Origin of the sequence: Streptococcus tangpeifui, assembly GCF_011038795.1 — a bacterium.
Taxonomy (GTDB): domain Bacteria; phylum Bacillota; class Bacilli; order Lactobacillales; family Streptococcaceae; genus Streptococcus; species Streptococcus tangpeifui.
Genome location: NZ_JAAKDU010000011.1, coordinates 33,693 through 47,522, shown reverse-complemented (window position 1 = coordinate 47,522; position 13,830 = coordinate 33,693). Strand labels below are relative to the sequence as shown.

General features: G+C 41.9%; 18 protein-coding genes, 1 tRNA gene and 1 other RNA gene. 10 read left to right on the top strand and 10 right to left on the bottom strand.

The window, feature by feature from the left end:
• Positions 1–11: 11 nt before the first annotated feature.
• The 5 genes from G7Y32_RS08635 to nrdG all read left to right on the top strand — a co-directional run bounded on the left by G7Y32_RS08635 (position 12) and on the right by nrdG (position 2,629).
• Positions 12–290 carry an IreB family regulatory phosphoprotein gene (locus G7Y32_RS08635; RefSeq protein WP_165212921.1) on the top strand — a complete coding sequence of 93 codons (279 nt, stop codon included), beginning with the start codon at positions 12–14 and terminating at the stop codon, positions 288–290.
• A gap of 21 nt (positions 291–311) precedes the next feature.
• Positions 312–443: a hypothetical protein gene (locus G7Y32_RS10475; RefSeq protein ID WP_277423773.1), complete on the top strand. Its 132-nt coding sequence runs from the start codon at positions 312–314 to the stop codon at positions 441–443.
• A gap of 54 nt (positions 444–497) precedes the next feature.
• Positions 498–1,433, top strand: coding sequence for a Gfo/Idh/MocA family protein (locus G7Y32_RS08630; RefSeq protein ID WP_165212963.1), 936 nt, complete (start codon positions 498–500; stop codon positions 1,431–1,433).
• A gap of 13 nt (positions 1,434–1,446) precedes the next feature.
• Positions 1,447–1,938: a GNAT family N-acetyltransferase gene (locus G7Y32_RS08625; RefSeq protein ID WP_165212919.1), complete on the top strand. Its 492-nt coding sequence runs from the start codon at positions 1,447–1,449 to the stop codon at positions 1,936–1,938.
• Positions 1,939–2,014: 76 nt separating this feature from the next.
• Entirely contained in the window at positions 2,015–2,629 is a 615-nt protein-coding gene (gene nrdG / locus G7Y32_RS08620) for an anaerobic ribonucleoside-triphosphate reductase activating protein (RefSeq protein WP_165212917.1), read from the top strand.
• 81 nt (positions 2,630–2,710) lie between these two features.
• Here the strand turns inward: nrdG and yaaA are convergent, their stop codons facing one another.
• The 9 genes from yaaA to G7Y32_RS08575 form a co-directional block, all read right to left on the bottom strand.
• Entirely contained in the window at positions 2,711–3,445 is a 735-nt protein-coding gene (gene yaaA, locus G7Y32_RS08615) for a peroxide stress protein YaaA (protein WP_165212915.1), read from the bottom strand.
• Positions 3,446–3,506: 61 nt separating this feature from the next.
• A complete protein-coding gene (locus G7Y32_RS08610) occupies positions 3,507–4,193 on the bottom strand; it encodes a rhomboid family intramembrane serine protease (RefSeq protein WP_165212913.1) in 687 nt (228 codons plus the stop codon).
• Positions 4,177–4,716, bottom strand: coding sequence for a 5-formyltetrahydrofolate cyclo-ligase (locus tag G7Y32_RS08605; RefSeq protein ID WP_165212911.1), 540 nt, complete (start codon positions 4,714–4,716; stop codon positions 4,177–4,179). The genes G7Y32_RS08610 and G7Y32_RS08605 overlap by 17 nt, the downstream gene beginning before the upstream one ends.
• A 293-nt stretch (positions 4,717–5,009) precedes the next feature.
• Entirely contained in the window at positions 5,010–6,137 is a 1,128-nt protein-coding gene (locus tag G7Y32_RS08600) for an N-acetyldiaminopimelate deacetylase (RefSeq protein ID WP_165212909.1), read from the bottom strand.
• A 135-nt stretch (positions 6,138–6,272) separates the two neighbouring features.
• Positions 6,273–6,971 carry a 2,3,4,5-tetrahydropyridine-2,6-dicarboxylate N-acetyltransferase gene (gene dapD, locus G7Y32_RS08595; protein WP_004227667.1) on the bottom strand — a complete coding sequence of 233 codons (699 nt, stop codon included), beginning with the start codon at positions 6,969–6,971 and terminating at the stop codon, positions 6,273–6,275.
• Positions 6,972–7,281: 310 nt separating this feature from the next.
• The gene (locus G7Y32_RS08590) at positions 7,282–7,857 is read right to left on the bottom strand and encodes a DUF4947 domain-containing protein (protein ID WP_165212961.1); all 576 of its coding nucleotides are present in this window, start codon (positions 7,855–7,857) and stop codon (positions 7,282–7,284) included.
• Positions 7,858–7,932: 75 nt separating this feature from the next.
• Positions 7,933–8,005: transfer RNA gene (locus G7Y32_RS08585), tRNA-Lys, on the bottom strand.
• Between the two features lies 1 nt (position 8,006).
• Positions 8,007–8,198, bottom strand: a non-coding RNA gene (gene ssrS / locus G7Y32_RS08580) — 6S RNA.
• A gap of 73 nt (positions 8,199–8,271) precedes the next feature.
• Positions 8,272–9,540, bottom strand: a complete 1,269-nt coding sequence (locus G7Y32_RS08575) for a replication-associated recombination protein A (protein WP_165212907.1) — start codon at positions 9,538–9,540, stop codon at positions 8,272–8,274.
• An 88-nt stretch (positions 9,541–9,628) separates the two neighbouring features.
• Between G7Y32_RS08575 and G7Y32_RS08570 the strand changes: the two genes are divergently transcribed.
• The 5 genes from G7Y32_RS08570 to G7Y32_RS08555 all read left to right on the top strand — a co-directional run bounded on the left by G7Y32_RS08570 (position 9,629) and on the right by G7Y32_RS08555 (position 12,833).
• Positions 9,629–10,099 carry a DUF3013 family protein gene (locus G7Y32_RS08570; RefSeq protein WP_165212905.1) on the top strand — a complete coding sequence of 157 codons (471 nt, stop codon included), beginning with the start codon at positions 9,629–9,631 and terminating at the stop codon, positions 10,097–10,099.
• Between the two features lie 74 nt (positions 10,100–10,173).
• Complete coding sequence (locus tag G7Y32_RS10425) at positions 10,174–10,452, top strand: hypothetical protein (RefSeq protein ID WP_241154228.1); 279 nt, start codon at positions 10,174–10,176, stop codon at positions 10,450–10,452.
• A gap of 32 nt (positions 10,453–10,484) precedes the next feature.
• On the top strand, positions 10,485–11,087 hold the full coding sequence (locus tag G7Y32_RS08565) for a GIY-YIG nuclease family protein (protein ID WP_241154227.1): 603 nt from the start codon (positions 10,485–10,487) through the stop codon (positions 11,085–11,087).
• 45 nt (positions 11,088–11,132) lie between these two features.
• On the top strand, positions 11,133–12,086 hold the full coding sequence (gene prmA, locus G7Y32_RS08560; RefSeq protein ID WP_165212903.1) for a 50S ribosomal protein L11 methyltransferase: 954 nt from the start codon (positions 11,133–11,135) through the stop codon (positions 12,084–12,086).
• Positions 12,087–12,833 (top strand): 16S rRNA (uracil(1498)-N(3))-methyltransferase, encoded by a 747-nt coding sequence (locus tag G7Y32_RS08555; protein WP_165212901.1) that lies wholly within the window; start codon positions 12,087–12,089, stop codon positions 12,831–12,833.
• Positions 12,834–12,856: 23 nt separating this feature from the next.
• On the opposite strand, the gene G7Y32_RS08550 is transcribed toward G7Y32_RS08555, so the two are convergent.
• Positions 12,857–13,624, bottom strand: a complete 768-nt coding sequence (locus G7Y32_RS08550; RefSeq protein ID WP_165212899.1) for an epoxyqueuosine reductase QueH — start codon at positions 13,622–13,624, stop codon at positions 12,857–12,859.
• Between the last annotated feature and the right edge of the window lie 206 nt (positions 13,625–13,830).

The following is a 13,830-nucleotide window of genomic DNA, read 5'->3' as shown; positions in this document are numbered from 1 at the left end:
GCAAGGCTAGGATGGCAGAAGACAAGAATTTTACTACTGATACAGTTTTATTCAAACTAGATGAGGATGCCAATACCTTGAAGGATGATCTGATGTTGGTTTCTCGTTCGCTGAATGAGATTGGTTATGATGCCGTTAATCAAATTGTCGGATATATTCTCAGTGGTGACCCAGCTTATATTCCTCGTCATAATAATGCTCGCAATAACATTCGGCGCCATCATCCCGATGAAATTGTTGATGAGTTAGTACGTTATTATTTACAGGAAAAATCACTGATTTCAGAATAAGGAAAGGTAAGAAACCTGTATATGGGAAAGTATCAGCTAGACTATAAAGGACAGGCGCAGGTGACCCGATTTCATGAGAAAAACTCAGTCGTGAAACCTGATAAAAAAGCGCGTGTGCAGGAATTGCTGAAAAAGGCAGGCAAAAAGAAATAAACAGGTGGGAGTTTGGCAGTGCCACTCCCCCTTTTTGAACAGGAGTAGATAATGATGAAGCAAATTGGGATTGTTGGTCTAGGTGACATTTCACAGAAAGCGTATTTACCCTATATGCGTCAGCTGGAGGGTGTATGCTGGCATCTTTTTACTCGAAATCAAGCGGTTTTGGAGCAGGTGGCGAGTCTTTTAGAGCAGGTTAAAACCTATGAAAGCTTAGAGGCTTTGCTAGATGTCGATTTGGATGGGGTCTTTATCCATGTCGCCACCGTCGCCCACCAAGAAATCGCTCAGCAGTTTTTGAAAAAGGGCATTCCAGTTTATATGGATAAGCCCCTAACTGAAAATTTTGCAGAGACGCAGGCACTTTATGATTTGGCGCATGAACAGGGTACTTTTCTCATGACGGGCTTTAATCGTCGTTTTGCACCTAGGGTTTTAAAAATGACAGAGCTAGCAGACAAACGTCGCATTGTTGTCGAAAAGAATGATGTCAATCGACCGGGAGAATTGCAGTTTAAGTTGTTTGATTTTTTCATTCATCCGCTAGACACAGCTCTTTATCTGGCAGATGGACAATTGCAGGCAGGTCAGTTTCACTATCATGTAACGCAGGATAATTTGCTAAGTCAAGTAACGGTGACCTTGCAGACAGACCAAGAGACTATCATTGCTAGCATGAATTTGCAAGCGGGCAGCCGTCGGGAAGTAATGGAAGTGCAGACACCGCAAGCAACTTATCATCTGGAAAATTTAGATGAACTGACTATTTTTACAAAAAATCGTCAGACTCGGGAAAACTTTACTTCTTGGGATACCACCCTCTATAAACGTGGTTTTGAGACGATTATTGAGGCATTCTTGCAAGCGATTGATACAGGTGAAAATCCTGTGTCGCCAGAGACCAGTTTACTCAGTCATTATCTCTGCCACCAAATCAATCAGGCGGATAAGGCAAGTGGCATTTTAGACGTGAAACTTCCACTATAGGAATGAGGGTTTTATGGAATTAAGACGGCCAACATTAGACGACAAAGCAACGATTTTGGGCATGATGCAAGAGTTTGAAGAGACAAGGTCTGCCCACGACGGAGGCTTTTGGGATACTGAAAACTTTGACTATGAAAACTGGTTGCTCAATAATGCCGACGCAGAAATGGGATTGAATATCCCTGAAGGTTGGGTACCTACCATTCAACTTGTTGGCTTTGAGGGTGAAAAAGCAGTTGGTTTTTTGAATTTACGCTTACGTTTAAATGAGTATCTACTTCAGCATGGTGGGCATATCGGTTACTCGGTACGACCTTCAGAACGTGGTAAAGGATATGCTAAGGCTATGCTAGAACAAGGTGTCTACCTAGCGATTTCTAAAAATATCACTAAAATTCTTGTCACTTGTAACGAGAAGAATCTTGCCAGTCGTGCGGTGATTTTGGCAAATGGTGGTGTCTTGGAGGATGTACGTGAAGGGACGGAGCGCTACTGGGTTCAATAGTCAGCAGGGTGATTATTAAAGGTGGGAGATCAGAACTGATGGTAGTCGGTTTGCTACCCAATCAATGGAGAAAAATATGGTAGAAGAAAGATGGAATACGCCCCAACCGGGTGAATGGAAATCAGAGGAGCTCAGTCAAGGGCGGATTATTGATTATAAGGCCTTTAATTTTGTGGACGGAGAAGGCGTACGCAACTCCCTTTATGTAAGTGGCTGTATGTTTCATTGCGAAGGCTGTTATAATGCAGCAACTTGGTCATTTAGAGCAGGTATTCCGTACACAAAAGAGCTTGAAGAACAAATCATGACTGATCTGGCTCAACCCTATGTACAAGGTTTAACTTTGCTCGGTGGAGAACCCTTCCTCAATACAGGAATTTTACTGCCCTTGGTCAAGCGCATTCGCAAGGAGTTACCAGAAAAAGATATCTGGTCTTGGACAGGCTATACCTGGGAAGAACTCATGTTGGAAACGCCAGATAAGTTAGAATTGTTGAATCTTATTGATATCTTGGTAGATGGCCGTTTCGATATCACGAAGAAGAATTTAATGCTTCAGTTCCGAGGTTCTTCGAATCAACGGATTATTGATGTCAAGAAATCCTTGGATCAAGACCGAGTTGTTATCTGGGATAAGCTTAATGATGGGCAAGTTACTTACGAACAAGTTAATCGAGATAATTTAATATAGACTATAATAAAAGCATAAAACTTTCAAGAAGTTTTATGCTTTTACTATAAATTCAATTAAGGTTTAATGGTAAGATTTACTCTATTCGACTGTTTTGATAAAAACCAAATGCTGATCGGTCGAAAGTTCTTGGCGATAGGAGAAGCCAGAAAAATTTACTGTTTTCAATGCTTCAGTCGTTTGAATCTTTTGTTTGATAATCTGGTTTAATAACTGGCCACGCCCTTTCTTGGAGATAGTTGAATGAGTCTTGAGTTGTCCAGCGCTTTCCTCTTGAAAAGTAATTCTAATGAGTGATTTTGCTAACTGAGGTGAGAAAACTGATTCAAATTCACTCGATAGAAGGGAAATAACGGGTTCGTTATTCATAATAGACTTGAGGAAATCGTCATAGACAGGTCGCCAGTAGTTTTTCAGAGATCGACCATTGACTTGGATTTTACAGTTGAAGTCTAAGCGATGTTCAGCGATATCAGCTAAAGCGTTGATAATACCATAGAAAGCAGAGGTAATAAAAATATGCTCTCTTGTAAACTTAATATCAAGTTTGGTCAAGTCTTTGTCAATTTGACGATACATAAGACCGTTGAAAAGCTCTAAAGCTGGGTAGCTAAGTGCCTTTCCATTCTGTAAAGCTGTCAGGTGCTGAGCTTCTATTTTTGCAGCATCGGACTTGATCTTATAAATTTTTTCTAATTCTGATGGATTAACTTGAGCCAAGATTTTTAGGATAGGTTGGCTTTTGTCTGGAAGGGAGACGTGATGACCTTGAGAATGAGTGCGCATTTCTTTTGCAGGAGGAATTAAAAATTTCATTGTTTTTTATATAAATTTCTTGGTGTTATTAGTTAAGGTATAAATATTCTTGCCTAGTTACTCAGAAAATTGAGAGGAGAACCATGCCGACGAAAAAGACCAAATAAGCAATGAGAGCGGTAATTTTCAAACTAGTAGGAATTCCAGAACGATAGCGTTTCAAAGGAAGAAAGAGGGCAACAAGCGCTCCCCCTACCAATCCCCCTAGGTGCCCGACGAGGCTTATACTGGGATGTCCTGACATCAAATCCATCAAATTAAAAGCGAGATTAAGAGCAATTAAAACTAAGAATTGGTTGCCGACTTGTTTCAGAACAGAGCTATTACCGATATAGCCAACAATGACTATAGCTGCGAAGAGTCCAAAGAGGGCGGTTGATGCTCCTGCTGAAACCACGGTCGGTGTAAAAAATAGGGTAGCAGCATTTCCCATCAGCCCTGCTAAAAGGTAGAGAAGGAAAAATTTTCCGGATCCCCAGAGCTCTTCAGTGATGCGACCGACAAAGTAGAGGGTAACGCCGTTAAAAATTAGATGCTCCCAGCCGATATGGACGAATATTGGGGAAATCAAACGCCAGATTTGCTTGTGGTCGTACTGAACTGCTCGGCCCAACATACCGCCGAAATGGTAGATAGCTGGGCCAGTCGTAGATTTCCCAAAATAAATAATTTGCAGAGCTAAAAAGACCAATAAAGTAAGAGCCAGCAAGGCATAAGTGACTGGATATTTTTTAAAATCTTTGATCATAGGTGAAGACCTTTCTAACTGGGACATCATGTGGATCAGCCTGAAAATCAACCTCTTGATAAGGATAGATAGTACTGACTGTAGAACCTTGGAAATCCTTTAAATAGCGATCATAAAAACCTGCTCCAAATCCGATACGATAACCTTTTGAATTGAAAGCTAGTCCTGGAACATGGATCAAGTCAATGCTAGTTTTAGCGACGGGCCGTTCATTTATGGGCTCTAGGAGACCAAATTTAGTCATTTTTAGTTGTTTTGGGGTGTATTCCGTAAAAATCATCTGACTTTTGGGGTGAGTTTTGGGTACTAAAACGGCTTTCCCATCTTTTTGAGCTTGAGTAATTAGGGCCTTGGTATTATACTCGAAATCAAAAGCCAGATAGGTTGCCAAAGTTTTGGCTTCTTGATATTCTGAACTAGCTAAGAGCTGATCCAGTAAAGCCTTGTCAATCTCAGCTTTACACTCCCTATTTTGCTCTTTTAACTGCTTTAAAACAGTTTGTCGAATCTCATTTTTTGACATGCTCTTATCTTACCATTTTTCCTGTGAATTGACAGATTTTATCGAAGAAAAAGGGAGGGGATAGACCCAAAAATTGAAAATTTTGGATCGTATCCCCTCTTGAATAAGTTGGTTTCAGCCTTGTGACGAAAGGAAAACCATCCAGCAAGGGTTCATTGGTGCTAAAGTACCTAATGAACTGTGCAGGGTTAAGACTAAGTTATCCTAGCTAACAAGTCTTGTTCCTAACCACCGTGCTAAGAGTGTATTCCAAAATAGGAATATACTGGACGAGCTTTTTCCTAGCCTCGAATTTAATTAGCACGATAGTTCAGAAATTGGCTGATAGTCTCGACTGCGAATGGCAGAACATCTTCATTAGGAGTCATTTTCGGACTGTGAAGAGGGTAGGCTGAATCAACACCTAGCCAGAACATAACCCCAGGAATTTGGTGAAGTAAATAACCAAAATCTTCACCGGTCATAGCTGGCAAGATATCAATCAGATTGGCATCTGTTTTTTGGTCAAAGAAGGCCATCAAGTCCTTAGCTAAGTCAGGGTCATTTTCAACAGGCAGATACCCCCCTTGAATCAGTTCAACGGCTACCTCTAAACCAAAGGATTTAGCAATCCCTTCTGCAATCTCTTGGAGTCGTTTTTGAGTTAATAAGTTCATTTCTTGAGTCAGTGTGCGGATGGTCCCATGTAATTTCGCTTCTTCAGCGATGACATTATTAGTAGTCCCGGCATGCAGCGACCCAAAGGTGACAACGGCCCCTTCGATCGGATCAACGTTACGACTGACGATGGTTTGAACTTGCGTCACAAAGTAGGCTGCAGCAACTAGGGCATCATTGGCCTTGTGAGGGAAGGCAGCGTGACCACCGGTACCCTTGAAAGTTACAAGGATTTCGCAGGTCCCTGCAAATAAGGTGCTAGTATTAGTAGCAATATCGCCAACCTTTAAATCTGGCCGAACATGGAGGCCATAAAATTCATCTGGCCGCCAATTACCAAAGGCATTTTCCTCGTACATAAGCTTACCCCCAGCCAAATTTTCCTCGGCAGGTTGAAAGAGGAAAAGTAAATTATTTTTAGGTTGTTTTTGAACCAGAGCATCTAACAGTCCCAGAGCCGTGGTCATGTGGATGTCATGACCGCAGGCGTGCATCCGTCCCTCATGCTGACTGGCAAAGTCTAAATCTGTAGCTTCCTCTACAGGCAGAGCATCGATGTCTGTCCGCCAGCCTACTGTTTTTTCAGGGGCAGAGCCATGCAAGAAAACTAAGATACCAGTTCGCCAGGTTCTTTGTTCGACAAAATTCTTGCCGTGAGTAATTTCAGTAATTTTATTCAAAAGGTACTTTTGTGTTTGATACTCTTCTAAGCCAATTTCAGGAATCTGATGGAGCTCTCGGCGGATTTTAATTAAATCTAACATAGAAATGAATCCTTTCATTAACGGACAAGCCTAACTGATTGAACAGGTTAGATTTCGTTATTCAAACAGTCTTTAGCTTATCAGTCGATAGGTTTACATAAAAAAGAGAGTGGGCAAACTCTCTTTATCACAGACTTAGAGGTTGCGTAAGGCATCTTCCAAGGCCGTTTTTTGTTGTGTCTTGGTGTCTATTTTCTTGATGACACGAGCTGGAACTCCGGCAACAACAACATTTTCAGGAACATCTTGGGTAACGATAGCACCAGCAGCAACGACCGAACCATTGCCAACCTGAACCCCTTCAATAACAACGGCATTAGCACCGACTAAAACATTGTCACCAATCCGGACGGGGTCAGCAGAAGCCGGCTCAATCACACCAGCCAGAACAGCGCCAGCACCGATATGGCTGTTCTTACCAACGGTTGCCCGACCACCCAAGATGGCTCCCATATCAATCATGGTTCCGGCACCGATTTCAGCACCGATATTGATAACAGCTCCCATCATGACCACGGCATTGTCTTCGATGGTCACTTGGTCGCGGATGATAGCACCCGGTTCAATCCGAGCATTGATATGACGTTTATCAAGCAGGGGAACAGCAGAGTTGCGACCATCCTGTTCAACCACATAGTCCTTATTTTCAGTCAAGTTGACCAGAAGGGGCTGGATGTCCTTCCAGTCACCAAAGAGAACGTTACCTAGCTTTGTTACAGATTCAGGGACATTTCCTGCCAACTGGCCTTCAAAGGTTACCTTGACATTGGTCTTCTTTTTAGCATTTCCAATATAAGCAATAATTTCTTGGGCGTTCATTTTCTGTGCAGTCATGATAGTCTCCATTCCTTTTTGTTTAAGCATTATTATACCAAAAATTCTGAAAATTTGGCGATAGAGTTTCAAAGAGCTTAAGAGTGGGATAAAAATAGGTAAGGAGTGAGAAAGAATCCAAAAATTAAAAATTTTGGTCTGTCTCCCCCGGCACAGTTGACTAAGTTTTCTGATTTGGCTTCTGGCAAAAAGAAAATCAGCCAACCCCTGCGCCAATTGGTAAATCGAGAGCAATAGTAAAAAGGTAAGACTTTCGTCCCACTCTCTATTTTCATTATAAAAGAAAAAATCCCTGACGGGACTGTATTAATTATCGCCAGTAGACATAGGTAGGATTAGGAGTGACGTAGACGAGGGTATTGCTACCAGCATTGAAGAGAAGAATAATATCCTTTTCTTTATACTCGTAGATATAGTAATTGCGAAGATTTCCTAAAGCGAAATCCACGGCTTTCCAGTTGAAGGCTCGAGCCTCTTCACGGGTAATATCTTTATTTTTAAAGAGGTTGATAATGCGCTTTGGTTCGTCTTGTTTTAAGGCAATTACCATTTGTGAACGGTCATTAATAATTGAATCAGGGTCGCCGAGAATTTGCTTGACCGTATCAGCAGTATATCCCTTGTAGTCAGGGGCAGAAGCGGTTAAGCCTGAGCTGGACCCTTCATAGTAAATCTCACTGCCATCGGTTGCATAAATCTTATCTTTTTTAGCAGAATCAGCATCCACAGGCAGATCATCTGGACGCCGATTCTTATGAAACTTTCCCTTAGTACTTGGACTCCCATCGTTTGCCGAGCTGGTGACGTTCGTCCGATCGGAGCTTGAATGACTTTTTGGGTTACAGGCTACCAAAAAAGCGCCGGATGCCAGCAGGCATAACAGCAATAATAATTTTCTTTTCATCATAAACCCCTAATCAATAAAAAGCCTATTTTCATAGGCTTTCACTTGTCAAGTTTATCCTCCCTGTAGGACTCGAACCTACGACCCATGGATTAAGAGTCCACTGCTCTACCAACTGAGCTAAGGAAGGAGAAAGAGCTGTATTGGTACCGATGATCCACGTTTTGTATTGAACCCGCAAGTTAAAGCAGGTGGGTAACTCGCTCTTGCTTAGTTGCTTCCGCGTGAAACGGCCTGCATACTGCAAAAAGACTTATGTTTCCCAAAATACAAAGATTTAGTCGGTCAACACAGTGATGTGGATTCGTATACCACAGCAGTTTTATGTTCTTATCATACCATTTTTGAAATTTTTTTCAAGGGGAAAATACTATTTTTTATGAAAATCCCTTTACTTTAATCAGAAAGTTTATCAATTCGGTCCTTGTTAGCCCCTAAAGCGCGTTCGTATTTACCTGTTTCATTGGCTGAAAAATAATTAATCCCTAAAAGTTTATCGGGTAAGTATTGTTGTTTAACCCACTTTTCCGGATAATTATGAGGATAGAGATAATCCTGAGCATTGCCTAATTCTTTACTACCTTTGTAGTGGCCATCACGTAAATGACGCGGAATTGGCAGGTTCCCAGATTTCCGTAAATCAGCTAAGGCAGCATCCATAGCAAGATAGGCTGAATTCGATTTAGGGGATAGAGCGAGATCAACCACAACATTAGCAATCAGAATCCGTGCTTCTGGAAATCCAATTTTTTGAGCCGCTTCTAGAGCTGTTACGGTGTGAATTTGAGCATCGGGGTTGGCCAGACCGATATCTTCGTAGGCAATTACAGTCAGGCGGCGGGCTAGACTGGGCAGATCGCCCGCTTCAATCAAGCGGGCAGCGTAATGAAGACTGGCATTGACATCGGATCCGCGGATAGATTTTTGCAGGGCAGACAAGACATCATAATGGCCATCGCCGTTTTTATCCATAGTAATGTAAGACCGCTGCAGACTGTTCTCGACTGTATCTAAGGTAATATGGCGCAGCCCCTTTTCGTCGGCTTGAGTAGACATAACAGCTAATTCCAAAGAATTGAGGGCTGACCGCAGGTCTCCGTTGGTGGCTGTCGCAATAAAATCTAGGGCCTCATGATCTAGGGTGATAGCAAAATCGAATCCCCGCTCTTTGTCGGAAATAGCTCGCTGGATAGCTACCTTAATGTCATCATTAGACAGAGGTTCCAGCTCAAAAATTTGCACCCGCGAGCGAATGGCAGGTGTGACTGAAAAAAAGGGATTTTCAGTTGTAGCCCCGATCATGATAATATTGCCGTTTTCCAACAGGGGCAAAAGAAAATCCTGCTTGGTCTTGTCCAAACGATGAATCTCATCTAGCATAAGAACCAAACCACCTGAGAATTTGGCCTCTTCTGCAATTTCCTGCAGGCGTTTCTTACTGTCAGTCGTAGCATTGAAAGTACGAAAAGCAAACTTAGTCGTCCCAGCAATAGCAGAGGCAATCGAAGTCTTACCGATCCCTGGTGGTCCATAGAGAATCATCGAAGAGAGCATATTGGCCTCAACCATCCGGCGGATAATTTTACCCTCACCGACGAGGTGATTTTGCCCGATAATTTCATCAATTGTTTTGGGCCGCATACGCAGGGCAAGATTAGCTGTCATAACTCACAGCTCCTTTTAATTGTAGATTTTTATGATAGAATTATTGTAACACAAAAAAGGATAAAGCAAGAAGAGGAGACGAGACCAGATGGCTAAGTATGGATTTTTATCAGTTCTGGAGGAAGAATTGGAACAGCACTTTGATTATGACTTTGCCATGGATTGGGACAAGCGAAATCACGCTGTGGAAGTGGCTTTTGCCTTAGAAGCACAAAATTTAGCAGCTATTGAAACTGTTGATGACAAGGGGGAGTTGTCAGATCAGGATGTCCTCTTCGAAGACTATGTCATCTTTTATAATCCTGAAAAATCACGGTTTGATGCTGAAGACTACTTGGTGACGATTCCCTATGAACCGAAAAAAGGCTTATCGCGCGAATTTTTAAACTATTTTGCAGAAACCTTGAATGCTGTTGCGACCGAGGGACTCAGCGATCTGATGGACTTCCTCAGCGATGATTCCATCCAAGAATTCGGCCTCCATTGGGATACTGATGCTTTTGAACATGGCAGAGCTAAACTCATCGAGACAGAGTTCTTTGAATATCCGAGGTATTAGGGTGACCAGTGATGTAGTGATGGATGCTATGAAAGGCGTAACTGATAATTATTGGGAGAATAAATAAAGATAAAATGGCTAATAGAGAAAGAATTTTGTTAAAAGATATTTTTAACTTTGATGAATTGTTGTCACGACCTGAGTATAAAGGGAGACGGATAAAAATTAGGTTTAATAAAAGTTGGATTAATAAAAATTGGATTGATTATGATTTTGCGAAGGGATATCATGACAAGGATGATGATTTTATTCCTTGGATTTTAAGTAGAGGCAGTGATATAAAAAGCCGAAATAATCCTAAAGATATTCAATTCCAATTTATTGAGGTAGAGTATCTCAATGGTTGTTCGTAGGTGCCTATCTTATTCTTGATAGAGACAGTAGAGTGCACACAAACGGTGTTAAGTATGCAAGTGCCCAGCGACTAACCGAATTTGATAAGTACAAAGAAAGGCTAATATTAAATTGGAAAAATAAGGGGCAAAGTTGGTTTTACACTAATAGAAGCATTATTGATAATGAGATGGAAGTTGAGCTAGTTTCCTCACAATCGTACTTTGATAGAAATATTGATTTTCCTGGATTTGAAAATTTATCGCGGTCCTATTCAGACTTAAAGAAACATTTTAATAACCCAAGTTGGCGAAACCCTCTATCTTCCATTTATGGAGTTTATGTTATTACAGACACGAAAACGGGAAAGTTGTATGTTGGTTCAGCGTATGGCCAAGATGGGATTTATGGACGTTGGTCAGCCTACCTTAAAGATGGATACGATAAGGAAGAATGTGAGGATAACCAATATCCTAATAAGGGACTTAGAGAATTAGTACATAACAAGGGTCTTAAGTACATTCAAACGAATTTTCAATACACTCTTCTGGAAATTTTTAGCAAAAATGACATTGGGAAACAAAAAGCATTAGAGAGAGAAAAGTATTGGAAACAAGTTTTAAAATCTAGAGAGCATGGCTACAATGAAAATTAAAAAATTGATGTTTGCTAATAGTAAAATCATTAAAGGAGGCTTATCATGGACAAGTGGCAAGAGTTAAGTGTTGTGGTTGATCGAGAGGCTCAGGAAGCGGTGGCTAATATTTTAGTAGAATCAGGCAGTCAAGGGGTAGCTATTGAGGATAGTGCGGACTATCTTGGACCTGTTGGCAAGTATGGTGAGCTCTTCCCAGAGGTTGAGCAGTCTGACATGATTAGGATTACAGCCTACTATCCTGAGTCAATGGCTATCGAAGCTATCAAATCTGAGGTCAGCCAAGCTATCCGACAGCTGCCAGATTTTGGCTTGAAAACGGGTCAGATGAGCCTATCTCATCATGAATTGGCTGAGGCGGATTGGGCGGAAAACTGGAAGAGGTACTACCAGCCGAGTCGTATCAGTCACGATTTAACCATTGTGCCAAGTTGGACGGACTACCAACCCTCTCAGGGTGAAAAAATTATTAAGCTAGATCCCGGTATGGCTTTTGGGACAGGAACCCATCCAACGACTAAGATGAGTCTTTATGCCTTGGAGCAAGTTCTGCGGGGCGGTGAAACAGTTCTAGATGTGGGGACAGGTTCTGGTGTTCTTTCTATCGCCAGCTCCCTGCTGGGGGCCAAGGCCATCTATGCCTATGACTTAGATGATGTAGCTGTTCGGGTAGCTCAGGAAAACATAGCTCTCAACCCTGACATGGGTAATATTCATGTAGCTACTGGCAACCTTCTTGAAGGTGTTGAGCAGGAAGCGAGTGTTATCGTGGCCAATATTCTAGCGGATATCCTAGTTAACTTAACCGATGATGCCTACCGTCTGGTCAAGGATGAGGGTTATCTGATTCTTTCAGGCATTATTGCTGAGAAACTGGATCTCGTCTTAGAAGCTGCCTATAGTAGTGGTTTCCTACTAGAAACCCAGATGATTCAAGGCGAATGGCATACTCTTATTTTCAAAAAGACCGATGATCTGTCAGGTGTAATTGGAGGTTAGATGCAACAGTATTTTATTAAGGGTCAACCGGAAAATCCTCTCGTTATCACAGATAAAGACACCGCCAAACACATGTTTCAGGTTATGCGGTTGAAGGCAGAAGATCAGGTTGTCTTAGTCTTTGAAGATGGCATTAAGCGCTTAGCCAAAGTCATTAGCCCAACTCAGCAGGCTCTGGAACTGATAGAGAAGTTTGACGATAATGTAGAACTGCCGGTTTCTGTTACCATTGCCTCTGGTTTTCCCAAGGGCGACAAGTTGGACTGGGTAACCCAAAAAGCTACAGAACTAGGAGCTAAAGCTATTTGGGCCTTTCCTGCGGATTGGTCGGTTGCTAAATGGGATGGCAAAAAATTGTCTAAAAAAGAAGAGAAGTTGGCTAAAATTGCTCTGGGTGCTGCTGAGCAGTCCAAACGTAATCGAGTGCCTGATATTAGGCTATTTGCCCAAAAGTCTGAGTTTATCAAGCGGTTATCGGTATTTGATAAGGTATTTATCGCCTATGAAGAATCCGCTAAACAAGGAGAGCAGGCTGCTTTGGCGCGTGAATTGGAACAAGTTTCAGCAGGCAGTAAGGTCCTCTTCATCTTTGGACCCGAAGGTGGGATTTCTCCAAAAGAAATTGACGCTTTCGAGCAGGCTGGAGCAATCAAGATAGGCTTAGGCCCTCGGATTATGCGGACTGAAACGGCTCCCTTATATGCCCTGAGTGCCGTCAGCTTTTATACAGAATTAATGAGGATTTAAAAAAATGCCATACTGGCGTTTTTTTAAATCTTTTTTCCGTTAAAGGTGAAACGGATATGGGCATAATCCTTTTCGCCATTTTTACCGTCCATAAAGGCTTGGGCTTCTTTTTTGATCTGCACTAAATCGACCCCTTGGGCTTTAGCGGCAAAGACGCAGCCGCAGTAGCACTGACGGTAGATATCGTATTCCTTGCACATTTCTACAGAGCGTTGGTAGCCTTGATTTTTCTTGAAATCGCTCGGAAGATATTGGGTGTCGTAAATCTTCTGCACATCAAGTCCAACCGCATTAATAGTTTGGGAGTTCTTGTGGGGGCTGATGGTTAAGGCACTACCAAAATAGTCGAAACCAAGTTCTACTGCCTTTTCAGCCGTTTTATCTAAGCGATAGTCATAGCAGACCCGGCAGCGATCTCCGCCTTCGGGCTCGTTTTCTAATCCGTGGACGGTTCGGAAAAATTCATTAGGAACATAAGGAGCACCCAAAAATTGGACGGTCTGCCCAGTGTTTTTATTAAAATCATGAATAAATTTCTCAACCACATATTGCCGTCTTTGGTATTCCGCCTTGGGATGAATGTTAGAGTTAGCAAAATAAACCGTGATATCCGCCCATTGGCTCAGATATTCCAGTGTGTAAGTACTGCAAGGAGCACAGCAGACATGCATGAGTATCCTAGGTCTCAATTCTTGAGCTTGCCAGTTGGCAACCATTTTTTGCATGACACGATCATAGTTGATTTTTTGGTTAGGATTCATTTTTGCTAAGATGTCTTGACTATCAATCATAAGGTAATCCTTGGCCTTTCTTGCTTATAGTTTATCATAAATTGAAAGGTCTGACGAATCTAGGAAAATCAAGCAGCTAGAGCTGGAAAGTTTTCTCGGTTTTTCGCCTTTTCTTCCTATATGAAAAGTGTTAAAATTAAGGCAACTTAAAGTCCTTAGGAATAGCTTTAATACTCTGCAAAAATCAAAAATAGGACATTTGGTGA

Excerpts from the sequence above, each read along its gene's own strand:
- G7Y32_RS08610 (WP_165212913.1), bottom strand. The coding sequence starts at position 4,193 with ATGATCAAAGATTTTAAAAAATATCCAGTCACTTATGCCTTGCTGGCT.
- nrdG (WP_165212917.1), top strand. The coding sequence starts at position 2,015 with ATGGTAGAAGAAAGATGGAATACGCCCCAACCGGGTGAATGGAAATCA.
- dapD (WP_004227667.1), bottom strand. The coding sequence starts at position 6,971 with ATGACTGCACAGAAAATGAACGCCCAAGAAATTATTGCTTATATTGGA.
- G7Y32_RS08605 (WP_165212911.1), bottom strand. The coding sequence starts at position 4,716 with ATGTCAAAAAATGAGATTCGACAAACTGTTTTAAAGCAGTTAAAAGAG.
- G7Y32_RS08600 (WP_165212909.1), bottom strand. The coding sequence starts at position 6,137 with ATGTTAGATTTAATTAAAATCCGCCGAGAGCTCCATCAGATTCCTGAA.
- G7Y32_RS08575 (WP_165212907.1), bottom strand. The coding sequence starts at position 9,540 with ATGACAGCTAATCTTGCCCTGCGTATGCGGCCCAAAACAATTGATGAA.
- G7Y32_RS08550 (WP_165212899.1), bottom strand. The coding sequence starts at position 13,624 with ATGATTGATAGTCAAGACATCTTAGCAAAAATGAATCCTAACCAAAAA.
- G7Y32_RS08625 (WP_165212919.1), top strand. The coding sequence starts at position 1,447 with ATGGAATTAAGACGGCCAACATTAGACGACAAAGCAACGATTTTGGGC.
- G7Y32_RS08630 (WP_165212963.1), top strand. The coding sequence starts at position 498 with ATGAAGCAAATTGGGATTGTTGGTCTAGGTGACATTTCACAGAAAGCG.
- yaaA (WP_165212915.1), bottom strand. The coding sequence starts at position 3,445 with ATGAAATTTTTAATTCCTCCTGCAAAAGAAATGCGCACTCATTCTCAA.
- G7Y32_RS08570 (WP_165212905.1), top strand. The coding sequence starts at position 9,629 with ATGGCTAAGTATGGATTTTTATCAGTTCTGGAGGAAGAATTGGAACAG.
- prmA (WP_165212903.1), top strand. The coding sequence starts at position 11,133 with ATGGACAAGTGGCAAGAGTTAAGTGTTGTGGTTGATCGAGAGGCTCAG.
- G7Y32_RS10475 (WP_277423773.1), top strand. The coding sequence starts at position 312 with ATGGGAAAGTATCAGCTAGACTATAAAGGACAGGCGCAGGTGACCCGA.
- G7Y32_RS10425 (WP_241154228.1), top strand. The coding sequence starts at position 10,174 with ATGGCTAATAGAGAAAGAATTTTGTTAAAAGATATTTTTAACTTTGAT.
- G7Y32_RS08555 (WP_165212901.1), top strand. The coding sequence starts at position 12,087 with ATGCAACAGTATTTTATTAAGGGTCAACCGGAAAATCCTCTCGTTATC.
- G7Y32_RS08635 (WP_165212921.1), top strand. The coding sequence starts at position 12 with ATGGCAGAAGACAAGAATTTTACTACTGATACAGTTTTATTCAAACTA.